We start from the raw sequence: 16,435 nt of genomic DNA, 5'->3' as shown, positions 1-16,435 counted from the left end.
TCATTGATCGCGCAGCAAGCGACGCAGCACCTTGCCCGCGCCGGTGGCGGGCAGCGCCTCGATGAAACGCACCTCGCGCGGCGCCTTGTAGCTGGCCATGTTCTCGCGCGACCACTGCACCAGGTCCTCGGCCGCGATCTGCTGGCCCGGCCGCGTGACGATGAAGGCGCGCACGACCTCGCCCTTTTGCGGGTCGGGCACGCCGATCACGGCGGCCTGGGCCACGGCCGGGTGCTTGATGAGGATGGCCTCCACCTCCTCGGGGAAGACGCTGTAGCCCGAGACCTTGATCATCTCCTTGAAGCGGCCGATGAAGGTCAGGTAGCCATCGGCGTCGATGCGGCCCATGTCGCCCGTGTGCACCCAGCCGTTCTTCAGGGTCCTGGCCGTGGCCTCGGGCTTGTTCCAGTAGCCCTTGAAGTTGCCGGGGCCGCGGATGGTGATCTCGCCCACTTCGCCGGCCGGCAGCGGCTCGCCCGTCTCGGGGTCGATGATGCGCACCTCGTTGCCAGGCAGCGGCTTGCCGTGCGTGCCCCAGCGGATGGCGTCGCCCGGCATGCTGGTGTCCATGGTGTGGGTCTCGCTCAGGCCATAGGCCGCCTCGCTGGAGATGCAGTTCGGGGTGAAGCGCTTCCACTGCCGCGCCAGCTCCTCGGTGTAGGCAATGCCGAAGCTGGTCACCGTGTTGCGGCGCAGCGCGGAAAAGTCCATGGCCTCCACGCCCGGCAGCTGCATCAGGGCCACGTTCATGGGCGCGATGCTGTACCACCAGGTCACGCGGTAGCGCTCCAGGGCCTGGGCCACGGCCAGCGGGTCGAAGCGGTGCAGCAGCACGCAGGTGGCGCCGCTGTGCACGGGCATGTTCACGCCCATGGACATGCCGGCAATGTGATAGAGCGGCGCCACGGCCAGCAGCATGTCCCCGGCGTTCACGCCCGTGGCGCTGGAGGCGCCGGCCGTCTTGCTGGCCGCGTTGCCGTAGCTGAGCATGGCGCCCTTGGGCAGGCCCGTGGTGCCCGAGGTATAGGTCATCAGCGATACATCGTCCATGGCGACATCGACGGGCACGGGCTTGGCGCCGCTGTGCATGACATCCCAGAACGATTCCACGCCCTCGGGCAGCGGCTGCACGGGGGCCTGCAGTTCGGGCGGCAGCGCCAGCGTGGCCGATTCAGGAAGCCAGTCGCCATAGCGCACGGCCAGCACATGCCTGAGCGCCGTGCTGGCGCGCACCTTGTCCACCACGGGCAGCAGCACATCGGCCGCGACGATCACGCGGGCCTTGAGGTCATCGAGCTGGTACTGCAGCTCATGCTCCTTGTTCAGCGGCCCGCAGGGGCAGACGATGGCGCCGATCTTCTGGATGCCGTAGTGCGCCACGATGTACTGCGGGCAGTTGTTCATGAACAGCGCCACGGGCTCTCCCCGGCCCACGCCCAGCGCCTGCAGCCGCGCGGCAAAGGCGTCGCTGGCCGCATCCACCTCGGCCCAGCTGATGTGGCGGCCATACCAGATGTAGGCGTCGCGGCCGGGGTGGTTGCGCGCATTGCGGCGCAGGGCCTCATGCAGGGGAATGAGGGTCTCGGAATCCGCCATGCTTGTCTCCTGGGTGTCTGGCCATCCCGGAACCAGTCCTAAGGGATAGCCTTGATTTGTTTTGGGGTCCAGCGGCTTGCCAATATATACCCGCTGGTAGAACATTGCTACCCATCGGTATAACCATCGCAGCCACCGACGCGACACGAGATTTCCCGCATGCCCAAGCCCCCTGTCACCCCGCGCGGCCGCCAGCGCCTTCCCACGGCCGGCTCCGATGAAAAGCGCGAACGCATCCTCAAGGCGGCCGAGGCCCTGTTCGACCGCAACGGCTACGCCAACACCACGATGGAGCAGATCGTCCAGGCCCTGGGCGTGACCAAGCCCTTCGTCTACTACTACTTCCGCAACAAGCAGGAGATCTTCGAGACCCTGTGCTGGGCGCCCACCGAGGCCTGCTTCACGGTGCTGGACTTCGCGGCCGACGATCCGCGCGCCGCGCACGAGAAGGCCGTGGACGGCCTGCAGCGCCTGATCGCGGCCACCATTGCCCACTATCCGGCGGCCTTCTTTCCGTACCGCGAGCCCCAGGCCTTCAGCCCTGCGTACATGAAGGCCTCGCGCACGCTGGCGCGCCAGTTCTACCGCCAGTTCTGCGCGCTGCTCGAAGAAGGCCGCGCCAGCGGCCATCTCGATTTCCGCGAGACACGCATCACCGCCCAGGCCGCCTGCAGCCTGCCGGGCTTTCTCTACAACTGGTACCGCCCCGGCGGCCGCCTGGGCACGGCCGAGATGGTGGCCGAGCTGACCGAGCTGGCCAGCCGCGTGCTGGGCCTGCGGGCGGCGCCAGCCACCGCGCCCGAAGCCATTGCCACACCCCCCGCGAAAAAAACGCCTGCACGGCGCAGCCGGCCCCGAGCCGAGCCGCCCGGCAAGGACTGACGACCATTCCTTCGAGGAGACAAGACATGCCGATCCGCCGCCATTGCATCCGACGATATTCCCAACCATCCATCGTTCTCGCCGCCGCCCTGCTGTGCGCCACGGCCGCCCACGCCCAGGGCGGAGAGACCTTCAAGATCGCCTTCATCGACCCGCTGTCCGGCCCCTTCGTCAGCACGGGCGAGCTGATGCGCGACCACGTGCAGTACGCGGTCGAGGACGTGAACGCCAAGGGCGGGCTGTTCAACGGCGCGAAGCTGCAGCTGCTGCAGTTCGACAGCAAGCTCTCGGCCCAGGAAAGCCAGGCCGCGCTGCAGGCGGCCATAGACCAGGGCGCGCGCGTGGTGGTGACCGGGGGATCGGGCTCGTCGGTGGTGGCAGCCCTGGTGCAGGCGGCATCGCGCCACAACCAGCGCAATCCGGGCAAGGAGGTGCTGGTGCTCAACCACTCCTCCATCGACCCCGAGCTGACGGGCAAGGCCTGCAGCTTCTGGCACTTCATGTTCGATGCCAACACCGCCATGCGCATGCAGGCGATTGCCAGCTACATCAAGACCCAGCCCGGCATCCGCAAGGTCTACCTGCTCAACCAGGACTACGCCCACGGCAAGCAGTGGGCGGCCTACGGGCGCCAGATGGTGAGCGCGGCCCGGCCCGACATCCAGTTCACGGGCGAGATGCTCCACCCCATAGGCCGGGTCAAGGACTTCGCGCCCTATGTGGCCAAGATCAAGGAAACGGGTGCGGACTCGGTGATCACGGGCAACTGGGGCCAGGACCTGACCCTGCTGCTCAAGTCAGCCGCCGACTCGGGCTATGACCTGCGCTACTTCAACCACAGCGCGGGCGGCATGCCGGGCACGGTGACATCCTTCGCCCAGACCCGCATCGGCCAGCTGACCTGGGTGGCCGAATGGCACCCGGGCCAGGCCGGCCGCCCGCTGGCCGACGCCCGCGCCCAGGAATACAAGGCCCGCATGGGCAAGGACTTCCTGGCCCCGCGCATGGACCTGGTGCCGCGCATGCTGGCCGCAGCCATGGCCAAGGCACAGTCCACCGAACCCGTGAAGATCGCGCTGGCCATGGAGGATTTGCAGATGGACACCGTGGTCGGCCCCGTGCGCATGCGCGGCAAGGACCACCAGCTGCTGCTGCCCCAGGTGGTCAACACCATCGCGCCCGTGGACAGCAAGCTGGTCAAGGCCGGTTGGGAAGGCACGAACTACGGCTTTCGCACCGATGCCGTCTACACGCCCGAGCAGGTGGAATTGCCCACGGACTGCCAGATGAAGCGGCCTGGCGGGCGCTGAGGCGGCCTGCCCCGCCAGCCAAGCCAGCTACGCCCCGCTCAACGCGGGGCGTAGTTTCTCTGGCCGAAGATACCGCTGCCCACGCGCACCATGGTCGATCCGGCGGCCACGGCCGCTTCCAGGTCGCCGGTCATTCCCATGGAAACCGTGTCGAAGCGCTCCAGCCCCGGCAGGCCGCTGGCGCGGATCTGTTCGAAGACGGCTGTGGCGCGGGCATGCACCTCGCGCTGGGCCTCGAAGCCCGGCGCATCGTCGGGAATGCTCATCACGCCGCGCAGCGCCAGGCGCGGCAGCTGCACGATGGCGGCGGCCAGCTCCAGCGCCTGCTGCGGCGCCACGCCGGCCTTGGTCTCGCCGCCATCCACGTTCAGCTGGATACAGACCTGCAGCGGCGCCAGGCCCTCGGGACGCTGGGCCGACAGGCGCTCGGCGATCTTCAGGCGGTCCACGGTCTGGGCCCAGTCGAAATGCTCGGCCACCAGGCGCGTCTTGTTGCTCTGGATGGGGCCTATGCAATGCCATTGCAGGGCCTCGCCGCCCAGCAGGCCCATGGCGCGCACGGCGGCGATCTTTTCCACGCCCTCCTGGATGTAGTTCTCGCCGAAGCTGCGCTCGCCGGCCAGCACGGCCTCGCGCACGGCGTCGGCGCCGAAGGTCTTGGAGACGGACAGCAATTGCACCGAGCCGGACGCCCTGCCCGCCTGCGCGCAGGCCGAGGCAATCCGTTCGTGAATCTGTTGAAGCTTGTTTTCAATCGTCGTCATAATTGCCGCCAGCGTACCAAACGAGGGAGCGAACTCCGTGGACATCACCCAATTGCTGGCATTCAGCGTCAAGAACAAGGCCTCCGACCTGCACCTGTCCGCGGGGCTGCCGCCGATGATCCGTGTGCACGGCGATGTGCGCCGCATCAATGTCGATCCGCTGGACCACAAGACGGTCCACGCCATGGTCTACGACATCATGAGCGACTCCCAGCGCAAGGCCTACGAGGAGTTCCTGGAGGTGGACTTCTCGTTCGAGATCGAGGGGCTGGCGCGCTTCCGTGTCAACGCCTTCAACCAGTACCGGGGCGCGGCCGCCGTCTTCCGGACCATTCCCAGCAAGATCCTGACGCTGGAGCAGCTCAACGCGCCGCGCATCTTCGGCGACCTGGCCCTGAAGCCGCGCGGCCTGGTGCTGGTGACCGGCCCCACGGGCTCGGGCAAGTCCACCACGCTGGCCGGCATGGTCAACCACCTCAACGAGACCGAGTACGGGCACATCCTGACGGTGGAGGACCCCATCGAATTCGTGCACGACTCCAAGAAGTGCCTGATCAACCAGCGCGAAGTCGGGCCGATGACGCAGTCGTTCTCGGCCGCCCTGCGCTCGGCGCTGCGCGAGGACCCGGACGCCATCCTGGTGGGCGAAATGCGTGACCTCGAAACCATCCGCCTGGCCATGACCGCGGCCGAGACGGGCCACCTGGTCTTCGGCACCCTGCACACCTCCAGCGCCGCCAAGACCATCGACCGCATCATCGACGTCTTCCCCGCCGAGGAAAAGGAGATGGTGCGCGCCATGCTCTCCGAATCGCTGCAGGCCGTGATCTCGCAGACGCTGTGCAAGACCAAGGACGGCCAGGGCCGCATCGCGGCCCACGAAATCATGCTGGGCACCAGCGCCATCCGCAACCTGATCCGCGAGGCCAAGGTGGCCCAGATGTACTCCACCATCCAGACGAGTCAGAATGTGGGCATGCAGACGCTGGACCAGAACCTGACCGATCTGGTGCGGCGCAACCTGATCAGCCCCGCGGAAGCCCGCGCCAAGGCCAAGATACCGGACAACTTCCCGGGCTGACCGCCACCCGCCCAGCCTCTCGCCACGCGCCATGAAAAGCATTTTCCGCAAGCTGCGAAGCGGCCAGGAGCCTTCGGCCCCGGCCTCCGAGTCGGCCTTCTTCACGACCACGCTGGCGGCGCATGGCTTCATGGACCCGCACACTCCTCCCGTTCCCTGGGAGGCACGCGCCATCGAGGTCGGGGCCACGCGGCTGCCGCGCGGCGGCGGTGGTCAGCTGGAGCAGCTGTGGTCGCGCGACCGCTACCTGGGCCAGCTGGATGCGGCCAGCCTGCAGCGGCTCAGTGAATACTTCATCTACGCGGCCGTGGCACCGCAACGCGACGTGATCCGCCAGGAGGAGAACGGCAGCTTCATGGCCGTGGTGCTGTCCGGCCAGATCGCCGTGGAGCGCCAGCAGCCCTGGGGCGAGCGCATGCGCCTGGCGCAGACGCGGCCCGGCGACATCCTGGGCGAAATGTCCCTGCTGGACGGCGGGCCGCGCTTTTCCAGCTGCACCACGCTGACCGACTGCGAGATCGGCGTGCTCAGCGCCGAGGCGCTGGACGAGATGATGGCCAAGGACGCCGCGCTGGCCGCCAAGCTGATGGCGCTGCTGGCGCGCAAGCTCTCGTTCCGGCTGCGCGCCATCAGCGTGCGCCTGGGCGAAGAGCAGCACACATAGACAGTGAGTGAGTGAGTTGAATATGAGGACGCCTGGCCCCTGCGGGCCGGACCGGCCTACCTGCAAATAACAAAACAACCTGTGCGCCACAACGGCGCGCAATGCCCGGGGGAATACGGCAATGGAAAGAGATCAGGCCACCAAGTTCATCAACGACCTGCTCAAGCTCATGGTCAGCCGCAACGGCAGCGACTTGTTCATCACGGCGGAATTCCCGCCGGCGATCAAGATCGACGGGCGCATCACCAAGGTGTCGCCGCAGCCGCTGTCGCCCGTGCACACGCTGACGCTGGCGCGCTCGGTCATGAGCGACAAGCAGATCGCCGATTTCGAGCGCACCAAGGAGTGCAACTTCGCCATCTCGCCGCCGGGCATAGGGCGCTTTCGCGTCAACGCCTTCATCCAGCAAGGCCGCGTGGGCATGGTGATGCGGACGATTCCGCTGGCCCTGCCCACCATCGACAGCCTGGGCGTGCCCCAGGTGCTCAAGGAGGTGGCCATGACCAAGCGCGGCCTGTGCATCCTGGTCGGCGCCACGGGCTCGGGCAAATCCACCACGCTGGCCGCCATGGTTGACTGGCGCAACGAGAGCTCCTACGGCCACATCGTGACCATCGAGGACCCCATCGAATTCGTGCACCCGCACAAGAACTGCGTGGTCACGCAGCGCGAAGTGGGCCTGGACACGGACAGCTGGGACGCGGCGCTCAAGAACTCCCTGCGCCAGGCGCCGGACGTGATCCTGATGGGCGAAATCCGCGACCGCGAGACCATGGAGCACGCCATCGCCTTCTCGGAAACCGGCCACCTGTGCCTGGCCACGCTGCACGCCAACAGCGCCAACCAGGCGCTGGACCGCATCGTCAACTTCTTCCCCGAGGACCGCCGCCCGCAGCTGTTGATGGACCTGTCGCTGAACCTGCGCGCCATGGTCTCCCAGCGCCTGCTGCCCAAGCAGGACAGCAAGGGCCGCGTGGCCGCCATCGAGGTGATGCTCAACTCGCCGCTGATCTCCGACCTGATCTTCAAGGGCGAGGTCACCGAGATCAAGGAGATCATGAAGAAAAGCCGCAACCTGGGCATGCAGACCTTCGACCAGGCGCTGTTCGACCTGTTCGAGTCCAACCTGGTCACCTACGAGGATGCACTGCGCAATGCCGACTCGGTCAACGACCTGCGGCTGCAGATCAAGCTGGGCAGCCAGCGCGCCAAGTCGCTGGACCTGGCGGCGGGCACCGAGCATTTCGCCATCGTCTGAGGGGCGTGCCATGCACGCCCTGACCGCGCCTTCAGTGCGCTGAGCCGGCATGCCGGCTCCTTCCAGGGCCGCGCCGGACGCGGCCCTGCGCCACCCGCCTCCCACCACCTCTCAGGATTGCTTCCATGTCCGACTCCTCCATCGCCGCCCGCAGCTATGCGGACACCGCCCCTCTTTCCGTGGCCTTCCTCGGGCTGGGCGTCATGGGCTACCCCATGGCCGGCCACCTGGCCACGGCGGGCCACCGCGTCACGGTCTACAACCGCACGCCGGCCAAGGCCCGCGCCTGGTGCGAGGAGTTCAACGGCGGCCATGCGGCCACGCCGCGCGAGGCCGTGGCCGGCGCCGACATCGTGTTCAGCTGCGTGGGCAATGACGATGACCTGCGCTCGGTCGTGCTGGGGCCGGACGGCGCCTTTGCGGGCATGCGCCGCGGCGCCATCTTCGCCGACCACACGACGGCATCGGCCGAAGTCGCGCGCGAGCTGCATGCGGCCGGGCTGGAGCTGGGCCTTCAGTTCATCGACGCCCCCGTCTCGGGCGGCCAGGCCGGCGCCCAGAACGGCCAGCTCACCGTGATGTGCGGCGGCGACGAGGCCGCCTTCGCCACCATGCAGCCCGTGGCCATGGCCTTCTCGCGCGCCTGCACGCTGATGGGCGACAGCGGCGCCGGCCAGCTCACCAAGATGGTCAACCAGATCTGCATCGCGGGCCTGGTCCAGGGCCTGTCCGAGGCCATCGCCTTCGGCCAGCGCGCGGGGCTGGACATTCCCAGCGTGCTCGATGTCATCGGCAAGGGCGCCGCCCAGAGCTGGCAGATGGACAACCGTGGCCGCACCATGGCCGAAGGCAAGTTCGACTTCGGCTTTGCCGTGGACTGGATGCGCAAGGACCTGGGCCTGGTGCTGGCCGAAGCCCAGCGCAATGGCGCCCGTTTGCCCGTCACGGCCCTGGTGGACCAGTTCTATGCCGATGTGCAGCAGATGGGCGGCAGGCGCTGGGATACATCGAGCCTCATTAAGAGGCTCACCCCCTGAGCGGCTTACGCCGCTTCCCCCTCTCTACTTGCTTCGCAAGGGAGGGGGACGACACCATCGCTGCGGGGCGGCCCTTGCTTGGTGTCCCTGGCTTTAGGCCCTGCCAGATTCAAGTGCTATGCCCTGAGGAACGAGATCTTCCTATGCCCAAAACAAAAAGCCGGAACATGTTCCGGCTTTTGCTTTCAGGCGGCGGTGATCACTTCACCGGGGTGGCGGTGGCGCCTGCGGGGGTGGACAGGCTGCTTTCCGAGAGGCTGGTGGGAGCGCTGGCTGCGGTGGCCTTGCCGGAGTCGTCGGTGACCACGGGGGCGGGCTGGGGCTGCATGCGGGCCAGTTCGTCCTCGGAGATGACTTCCACCACGCGCACGACCTTGGTCACGTCGTTGATGCCGCGTGCGATCTCGGCGCCGCGCTTGGCTTCGCGCGGGGTGACGATGCCCATCAGGAAGACGACCTTGTTCTCGGTCACGACCTTGAAGGCCGAGGCCTGGATGTCCTTGGCGTCCAGCAGACTGGCCTTGACCTGGGTGGTGATCAGCGTGTCCTTGGAGCGCTGGCTCAGCGTGGAGGTGAAGGGAGCCACCACCACTTCGTTGAAGACATTGCGCACCGTCGGCTGCTCGCGCACGAGCTTCTCGATGGTCTGGCGGTCAGCCTCATTGCCGGCCTCGCCGGTCAGCAGCACCTGGCGGTTGTAGCTGGTGACGTTGACATGGGCCTTGTCGCCCAGCACTTCGGCGATGCGGTTGTTGGCGCGCAGCTCGATGCCCTGGTCTTCCACCTGGGTGCCGGTGGTGCGGCGGTCCGCCACCGACATGCCGGCCATCACGGCGCTGCCGCCCACCAGGGCGACGCAGCCCGACAGGGCGGCGCCCAGGGACGCGACGGCGAGCACACCGCAGGCGGCGCGGGACCAACGGAACTTCATAGAGGCATCTCCTGTTCACCAAGTAACTGGGCATCCACGCCGTCGCACAGGCAGTGCAGCACCAGCGTATGGGTTTCGCGCACGCGCGCCGCACGGTCGTGCGGCACGCAGATCAGAACATCGGTCTCGCGCACGCGGCCGGCCAGGGAGCCGCCCGTGCGGCCGGTCAGCACCACGGCCATCATGTCGCGCTCATGGGCGGCATCCAGCGCCTCCAGCACGGCCACGTCGTTGCCCGTGGCGGACAGCACCAGCAGCAGGTCGCCGGGCTGGCCCAGGGCGCGTATCTGGCGCGCCAGGTACTGGGTGGCGTTGCCGCCCGAGCCCGTGGCGCCCACGGTGCCCAGCAGGCCGCCGTCGGAGACCAGGGCCACGGCAGCCAGCTCGGGCCGGTCGCGTTCGAAGCCGGCCACGCACAGGGCGGCGAAGAGTTGGGCATCGCTGGCAGAGGCGCCCGCGCCGCAGGCCAGAACCTTGCCGCCACTGGTCACGCAGGCCAGCATGGCCTGCACTGCCGCCGCAATGGGCTGGCTCAGCGCCTGGGCGGCCTGGTATTTCAGGTCGGCGCTGTCGATGAAATGCTGTTGGATACGTTGCTCAAGCATGGAGGCCCGATGATAACTGCCGCCCTTGAAGTCTTTCGTAGCCAGGCGTTATTTGTGCTGCAGCGGTAACGGATCAGGCGCCTTCGGCGTCAAAGGCGGCCTGGAGCCACTGCACAGAGGGCCCGGCGCCGGGCTCGACCAGCACCACGTCGAAGCGGCACGGCGGCGGCGCGGACCAGCGCATCAGGTAGTGGCGCGCCGCAAATACGATGCGCCGCTGCTTGGTGGCACCGATGCTGGCGCCAGCACCGCCGAAGGCGCGCGTGCCGCGGCTGCGCACCTCGACGAAGACCACGGTGCCGTCGCGCGCCTGCACGATGAGGTCGATCTCGCCGCCGCCGCGGCCCGGCGTCCGATAATTGCGCTCGACCAGACGCAGGCCGGCCGCCTGCAGATGGGCCAGCGCCGCATCCTCGGCCTGCTGGCCCCGATGCCGGGTCGTGAGGGCAGACGGCCCCGCGCCTGCCGGCTTTTTCGCAAGGAAACCCATTGACTACCTCTTTCGCCACCGCGCTGGGCGCAGCCAAGGATGCTGCGGCATCCCAGCATTATCCGCAGGGCGCCCTCTACGTGGTGGCCACTCCCATCGGCAACCTGGCCGACATCAGCCTGCGCGCCCTGCATGTGCTGCAGCTGGTGGACTGCGTGGCCTGCGAGGACACGCGCCACACGCAGGGCCTGCTGCGCTCCTATGGACTGGACCGGCCCGGCAGCCAGCTGCTGGCCGTGCACCAGCACAACGAGGCCGAGGCGGCCCAGCAGATCGTGGCGCGGCTGCAGCAGGGCCAGCGCATCGCCTATGTCAGCGATGCGGGCACGCCCGGCGTCAGCGACCCCGGCGCACGCCTGTGCGCAGCCGTGCAGGCCGCGGGCCTGCGCTGCATTCCGCTGCCCGGCGCCAGCAGCATCACGGCCGCCATCAGCGTGGCCGGCGCGGTCACGCCTTCGCAGGGCGAGGGAGGTTTCGTCTTCGCAGGCTTTCTGCCCACCAAGTCGGCCGAGCGCCTGGCTGCCGTGCAGCAACTGGCCCTGCAGCCGCGCTGCACCGTGCTGCTGGAGGCGCCCCACCGCATTGCCGACCTGGCCGCCGCACTGGCCACGCTGGGCGAGCGCCCGGTGACGCTGGCACGCGAGATCACCAAGCAGTTCGAGGACATTGCCACCATGCCCGCCAGCGCGCTGCCTGCCTGGCTGCAGGCCGTACCCCAGCGCAGCAAGGGCGAATTCGCCGTGGTGCTGCACCCGGTGGCCCTGGGTGGCGATGAGGCCGACGCCGACGCCCTGCGCGTGCTGCGCCTGCTGCTGGCCGAGCTGCCCACCAAGACCGCCGTGCGCCTGGCCGCCGAGATCACGGGCGCACCGCGCAACCGCCTCTATGACGCCGCGCTGGCGATCAAGCAGGCCGCCGAGGAGGACCCGATAGAGGATTAAGCCCAAGGCGGCAGCACCACAGTGGCCTTCACCCTCAGGGACACCGAGCAAGGGCCTACGCCGGCCGCGCCGCCCCGCAGCGATGGTGTCGTCCCCCCGCGTAGCGAGAGGGGGCGCCGTGCAACGGGAAGCGGCGCAGCCGCTCAGGGGGACTTATGCATACGCCAGACCTGTGGCCACGCCACCGAACAGGTCGCCTTCGACCTGCGGCACGCCGGGGAAGGCCTCGCGCAGCGCATCGCGCAGCGTGCGCAGGGCCGATGAGCCGCCCGTGAGGTAGATGGCGTCCAGCGCCTGGGGCGCCACGCCGGCCAGGCGCAGGCAGTCCTGGGCGCAGGCCACGACCTGTTGCAGCGGGCCTTGCAGCTGCTCGTGCAGCACCTCGGGCGAGATGGCGGCGGACAGGCCCGATTCCAGCCAGCCCAGCTCGATGGCCGCTTCTGCATGGCGCGTGGAGGCCTCGATCTTGGCCTGCTCCACCACGGCGGCCAGGCGGTGGCCTTCGCGCAGTTCCAGCACTTCCATCAGGCGCTTGTGCAGGCGCTGGTCGCTGTAGTCGGTGCGCAGGTTGCGCGCCTCGGCCAGGGCCTTGGGCGAGTACAGCCACTGGATCAGGTGCCAGGTCGAGAGATCGAAGAACACGCGGCTGGGCACTTCGCGGCCGCTGGGGCCGATGTGCCGGTAGCCCAGCAGCGGCATGAGCTGGGCCAGGTTGAGCCGGTGGTCGAAGTCCGTGCCGCCGATGTGCACGCCGCTGGTGGCCAGGATGTCGTCGCGGCGGTCGCTGCGGCCGGCCTGCTCGGGACCCAGGCGCACGACGGTGAAGTCGGAGGTACCGCCGCCGATGTCCACCACCAGCACCACGGATTCCTGCGTGAGGCGCTGCTCGTAGTCCAGCGCTGCGGCAATGGGCTCCATCTGGAAATCCACATCGCCCAGGCCTGCGGCGCGCGCGGCATCGGCCAGGGCCTGCTGCGCCTGGCGGTCGCGCTCGGGGTGGTCGTCCACGAAATGCACGGGCCGGCCCAGCACCACGCGCTCGGGCAGGCGGCCGTCCAGCGAGGCACGCGCCCGGTCGGCCACGCGGCGCAGGAACAGGCCGATGATGTCCTGGTAGCTCACGAACTGGTCGTGCACCGCTGTCTTTTCCTGCAGCAGCGCACTGCCCAGCAGGCTTTTGAGGGAGCGCATGAGCCGGCCCGGCTCGCCGTCCAGGTACTGGGCCATGGCGTCGCGCCCGAAATGGGTGCTGTGCTCGTCCGTATGGAAGAACAGCGCCGTGGGCATGCCGCAGGCATCGCCCTCCAGCGGAAGCAGGCGTGCGGTCTGGCCGGGGGCGCGCCAGGCCATGGCGGAGTTGGAGGTACCGAAATCTATGCCCAGCGTGGCAGGAGTGGAAGCAGTCGTCATGGCAAGCAGCGCCGCGCCGCGGCGCCCCTCAAGGGAGGCCGCGGCTGCAACGAAAACGCCCACCGGGGTGGGCATGGGTGTCAGCGGGGCGCCATTCTAGCGCCCACGCATTTCGCCTAGGCGGCGGCGGTTTCCCTGGCCGGGGAAACCTGGGCCAGCACGATGCGCGCGCCATGCGTGGCGGTCTCGTCCAGCGCCAGCGCAGACGCGGGCTGGCGTACCTGCAGCTCGATGGCATAAGGGCCTTCACCGCGCGTGGCCAGACGGTGGCCCAGGGCGCCCGTGGCAACGCCCTGGGCGGGCGCAGCCAGCACCAGCGCGGTGGCGCCCAGCGCAGTGGCGCCCAGCCTCAGCGATGCGCGGTAGGCGCTGCCGTCGTCCGACAGCTGGGCCTCGCCAATGTCGGCGCCCTCGCCCAGCAGCGCGCGCCAGCGTGCCAGGCTGGCGCGCAGGTCATGCACGGCCACGTACAGCCGGGCCACGCCGGTGGCGCCGTTGGGGTGCACGCGCGCCTCTCCTTCGGGCACGCGCAGGGCGCGCGGCGTGAGGTCGCCGCAGAGAAAGGGCAGGTCCTGGCTGCGGGCGCGTGCATTGCGCCAGCGCAGCTGCGCGCCGTCGGGGCGCAGGCGGCCGCCTTCGTAGGGCGCCTCGTAGTCCAGGCCGCGCGCCTGGGCGGCGGCGACCACGGCGCCGGTCTCCGACGGCAGCAGCGCGAAATCGACAATGCCCTCGCCATGGCGCTGCAGCTGCTGCCACCAGCGCTCCTCGGGCGCGGGCGCTCGCCAGGCGATGAGTTCGAAATAGGCGCCGTCGGCAAACACCACCAGGGCGTTGTGCGTGGAGCGGCCCGGATGCTCGCCGCCGCGCAGCACGTTGAAGCCCAGCGCGGTGTAGTCGGCAATGGTGCGTTCCAGGTCCTGGACCGCGATGACGATGTGGTCGAGTGGCAGGGTCATGGCAGGGGTGCTTTCCGCACGGTGTTCAGGCTGCCAGGCGCGCGGCGGCGCTGGAGTCGGTGTGGCGCACTTCGGCGCGGATGTTCTGCGGATTGCGCAGCAGGTTGAGGATGGGGCAGGTGCGCTCCACGGCCTCGAACAGCGCATCGATCTCGGCGCGGCTGGCGGGCGAGTCGATGTGCACGGTGTAGCCGATCTCATGCGGCCAGATGGGCGTGGCCTCGTGGCCGGGCTTGCCGCCGCGCGGATCGATGATGCCCGTGACCTCGACCTCCAGGCTCTCCACGGGCACCTGGCGCTCGGCCGCCTGGATCAGAAAGATGTGGGTCACGCAGGTGCCCAGCACGCCCAGCTGCAGCTCGGGCGAGCTGGGGCCGAGGTTGTAGCCCGCGAAGTCGGGCGGGCTGTCGCTGATGACCTGGTGCTCGCGGATGCGCAGGCGGCGCACGCCGCTGCGGCCCTCGGCGCGCACATGGGCCTTGAGGTGGGCGGGCTGGGCCGTGCCGGCCGCGACGGCGGCGCTGCGGGCGAGCACGGCGGCGCGCTTTTCGGCGAGGTATTCGTTGAGATGGCTCATGGACGGGCTTTCGGTGAAGGAAGTACCAGCCCATTGTTGGGACCGCCGCATGCGCGGCAAACAAACGAATCCGTCTGCGCTTATGCACTGGGCAGATATGCAGGGGCCCAATCCCTTAGTCGTTTTCCAAATAACGATGCAACTCGATATATGAGCGCAAATATTTGGCATCGATAGCATGAAAAACATGGAGCCGGTCCTGTGGCCGGCAGTCTTGTTTTTCAGCGCCCCAGCGGCGGCGAGGTACGAACGTGTTTTCCCAATCGAAGGCGGGTCAGGTGGCATGGAAGGCCGCGATAGCGGTATTGGCGGGCAGCAGCCTGCTGCTGGCGGCGTGCTCCAAGCAGGCCGATACGGCCCAGGCGGGCGCGGCTGCTGGACCCGTGGAAGGCGGCACCCTGGTCTACCTGGAGCAGCAGGCCCACACCAACCTCTATCCGCCGGCCGGGGGCTTCTATCCCAACGGCGGCGTGCTCAACCAGATCACCGACAAGCTGACCTACCAGGACCCGAAGACGCTGGAGATCCAGCCCTGGATCGCCGAATCCTGGACCGTGAATGCCGACGCCACCGAGTACAGCTTCAAGCTGCGGCCCGGCGTCACCTTCTCCGACGGCACGCCGCTGGACGCGGCGGCCGTGGCGCGCAACTTCGACACCTATGGCCTGGGCAACAAGGCGCTCAAGCAGCCGGTGTCCGAGGTGATCAACAACTACGAGCGCAGCGAGGTGGTCGACCCGCTGACGGTGAAGTTCTTCTTCAGAAAGCCTTCGCCGGGCTTTCTGCAGGGCACTTCGGTGATCGGCTCGGGCCTGGTCTCGCCGGCCACGCTGGACCGCCCCTTCGAGGAGCTGGGCGACGCCACGCGCATCATCGGCTCCGGCCCCTTCGTGGTGGCCAGCGAGACGCTGGGCAAGGAGCTGGTGCTCAAGGTGCGCAAGGACTACGCCTGGGGTCCCGCCAAGCTGGCCCACCAGGGCCGCGCGCGGCTGGACGAGGTGAAGTTCATCGTCACGCCCGAGGACAGCGTGCGCATCGGCGCGCTGCTGGCCGGGCAGGCCGGGCTGATCCGCCAGATCCAGGCCTATGACGAAAAGCGCGTCGAGGACCAGAAGTTCAGCATCTACGCACCGCCCACACGCGGCGTGAACAACAGCGTGGCCATCCGCCCGGACAACGCCCTGGTGGCCGATCTCAAGGTGCGCCAGGCCCTGCTGCACGGCACCAATGCCAAGGAGATCGTGGAGACGCTGTTCTCGCCGCGCTATCCGCAGGCGCGCTCGGTGATTGCCTCCACGGCGGCCGGCTTCGTGGACCTGTCGGCCAAGCTGGCCTATGACGAGGCCAAGGCGAAACAGCTGCTGGACGAGGCCGGCTGGACGCTGGGCGCCAACGGCCTGCGCCAGAAGGACGGCCGCGATTTCGTGCTGTCCACCTACGAGTCCCTGCCCCAGCCGCAGAACAAGGAGACGCTGCAGCTCGTGGCCCAGCAGTGGGCGCGCATCGGCGTCAAGCTCAACGTGCTGTCGGGCGATGCGGGCAGCCGCGCGGTGGACACGCTGGACCCCGACAAGACCGGCGTGCTGCCCGGCATGGTGGGCCGCGCCGATCCCGACGTGATCAAGAGCAACTACTACCCGACCAACCGCAACGTGCTGCTGCAAAAGGGCGGCGTGAGCCAGAAGGTCAAGTCCTTCGAGGACACCAAGCTCAACGGCCTGTTCGACGCCATCGCGGCAGAGACCGATGCCGCCAGGCGCCTGGCGCTGGCCGGCGAGGTGCAGAACTACCTGATCGACCAGGCCTATGTGATCCCCATCTTCGAGGAACCCCAGGCCTTTGCGGGCGCAGGCTGGGTGCGTGACGTGGGCTTCGAGGCCGTGGGCCGGCCCAGCTTCTACAGCACCTGGCTGGCTAGGCGCTGACCGGATCG

16 protein-coding genes are annotated in these 16,435 nt (G+C 68.5%); 8 read left to right on the top strand and 8 right to left on the bottom strand.

Annotated features, from left to right (window positions below; genetic code table 11):
• Positions 1–1,596, bottom strand: coding sequence for an AMP-binding protein (locus tag LGR64_RS23125; RefSeq protein WP_141830660.1), 1,596 nt, complete (start codon positions 1,594–1,596; stop codon positions 1–3).
• Between the two features lie 159 nt (positions 1,597–1,755).
• Between LGR64_RS23125 and LGR64_RS23120 the strand changes: the two genes are divergently transcribed.
• Both LGR64_RS23120 and LGR64_RS23115 read left to right on the top strand, forming a co-directional pair.
• Positions 1,756–2,478 carry a TetR/AcrR family transcriptional regulator gene (locus LGR64_RS23120; RefSeq protein WP_141830662.1) on the top strand — a complete coding sequence of 241 codons (723 nt, stop codon included), beginning with the start codon at positions 1,756–1,758 and terminating at the stop codon, positions 2,476–2,478.
• 26 nt (positions 2,479–2,504) lie between these two features.
• On the top strand, positions 2,505–3,788 hold the full coding sequence (locus tag LGR64_RS23115; RefSeq protein ID WP_141830664.1) for a branched-chain amino acid ABC transporter substrate-binding protein: 1,284 nt from the start codon (positions 2,505–2,507) through the stop codon (positions 3,786–3,788).
• 38 nt (positions 3,789–3,826) lie between these two features.
• On the opposite strand, the gene LGR64_RS23110 is transcribed toward LGR64_RS23115, so the two are convergent.
• Entirely contained in the window at positions 3,827–4,552 is a 726-nt protein-coding gene (locus LGR64_RS23110) for a YggS family pyridoxal phosphate-dependent enzyme (protein WP_088165892.1), read from the bottom strand.
• 37 nt (positions 4,553–4,589) lie between these two features.
• Between LGR64_RS23110 and LGR64_RS23105 the strand changes: the two genes are divergently transcribed.
• From LGR64_RS23105 to LGR64_RS23090, 4 genes are all read left to right on the top strand, one after another.
• A complete protein-coding gene (locus tag LGR64_RS23105; protein WP_012202999.1) occupies positions 4,590–5,633 on the top strand; it encodes a type IV pilus twitching motility protein PilT in 1,044 nt (347 codons plus the stop codon).
• 31 nt (positions 5,634–5,664) lie between these two features.
• A complete protein-coding gene (locus LGR64_RS23100; protein WP_012202998.1) occupies positions 5,665–6,297 on the top strand; it encodes a cyclic nucleotide-binding domain-containing protein in 633 nt (210 codons plus the stop codon).
• Positions 6,298–6,418: 121 nt separating this feature from the next.
• Positions 6,419–7,555 (top strand): PilT/PilU family type 4a pilus ATPase, encoded by a 1,137-nt coding sequence (locus LGR64_RS23095; protein ID WP_012202997.1) that lies wholly within the window; start codon positions 6,419–6,421, stop codon positions 7,553–7,555.
• A gap of 125 nt (positions 7,556–7,680) precedes the next feature.
• The gene (locus tag LGR64_RS23090; protein WP_012202996.1) at positions 7,681–8,592 is read left to right on the top strand and encodes an NAD(P)-dependent oxidoreductase; all 912 of its coding nucleotides are present in this window, start codon (positions 7,681–7,683) and stop codon (positions 8,590–8,592) included.
• A gap of 199 nt (positions 8,593–8,791) precedes the next feature.
• Here LGR64_RS23090 and LGR64_RS23085 read toward each other — a convergent pair whose 3' ends face one another.
• The 3 genes from LGR64_RS23085 to LGR64_RS23075 all read right to left on the bottom strand — a co-directional run bounded on the left by LGR64_RS23085 (position 8,792) and on the right by LGR64_RS23075 (position 10,618).
• Positions 8,792–9,523, bottom strand: a complete 732-nt coding sequence (locus LGR64_RS23085) for a BON domain-containing protein (RefSeq protein ID WP_230357067.1) — start codon at positions 9,521–9,523, stop codon at positions 8,792–8,794.
• Entirely contained in the window at positions 9,520–10,128 is a 609-nt protein-coding gene (locus LGR64_RS23080; RefSeq protein ID WP_012202994.1) for an SIS domain-containing protein, read from the bottom strand. The genes LGR64_RS23085 and LGR64_RS23080 overlap by 4 nt, the downstream gene beginning before the upstream one ends.
• A gap of 73 nt (positions 10,129–10,201) precedes the next feature.
• Complete coding sequence (locus LGR64_RS23075; RefSeq protein WP_043820402.1) at positions 10,202–10,618, bottom strand: YraN family protein; 417 nt, start codon at positions 10,616–10,618, stop codon at positions 10,202–10,204.
• Between LGR64_RS23075 and rsmI the strand changes: the two genes are divergently transcribed.
• The gene (gene rsmI / locus LGR64_RS23070) at positions 10,618–11,559 is read left to right on the top strand and encodes a 16S rRNA (cytidine(1402)-2'-O)-methyltransferase (protein WP_012202992.1); all 942 of its coding nucleotides are present in this window, start codon (positions 10,618–10,620) and stop codon (positions 11,557–11,559) included. The genes LGR64_RS23075 and rsmI overlap by 1 nt on opposite strands.
• A gap of 153 nt (positions 11,560–11,712) precedes the next feature.
• Here the strand turns inward: rsmI and LGR64_RS23065 are convergent, their stop codons facing one another.
• From LGR64_RS23065 to LGR64_RS23055, 3 genes are all read right to left on the bottom strand, one after another.
• Entirely contained in the window at positions 11,713–12,969 is a 1,257-nt protein-coding gene (locus LGR64_RS23065; RefSeq protein ID WP_141830670.1) for an Hsp70 family protein, read from the bottom strand.
• 116 nt (positions 12,970–13,085) lie between these two features.
• The gene (locus LGR64_RS23060) at positions 13,086–13,925 is read right to left on the bottom strand and encodes a VOC family protein (RefSeq protein ID WP_141830672.1); all 840 of its coding nucleotides are present in this window, start codon (positions 13,923–13,925) and stop codon (positions 13,086–13,088) included.
• 25 nt (positions 13,926–13,950) lie between these two features.
• Positions 13,951–14,502 (bottom strand): OsmC family protein, encoded by a 552-nt coding sequence (locus LGR64_RS23055; RefSeq protein ID WP_013804436.1) that lies wholly within the window; start codon positions 14,500–14,502, stop codon positions 13,951–13,953.
• Positions 14,503–14,753: 251 nt separating this feature from the next.
• On the opposite strand from LGR64_RS23055, the gene LGR64_RS23050 reads away from it, so the two are divergent.
• Positions 14,754–16,427, top strand: a complete 1,674-nt coding sequence (locus tag LGR64_RS23050; RefSeq protein ID WP_230357065.1) for a TIGR04028 family ABC transporter substrate-binding protein — start codon at positions 14,754–14,756, stop codon at positions 16,425–16,427.
• Positions 16,428–16,435: the final 8 nt, after the last annotated feature.

It is taken from the genome of Delftia sp. Lp-1, from assembly GCF_020523835.1.
GTDB lineage: Bacteria > Pseudomonadota > Gammaproteobacteria > Burkholderiales > Burkholderiaceae_C > Comamonas > Comamonas acidovorans.
Note: the sequence above shows the minus strand (reverse complement) of the source record. Positions and strands in the feature narration are given on the sequence as shown.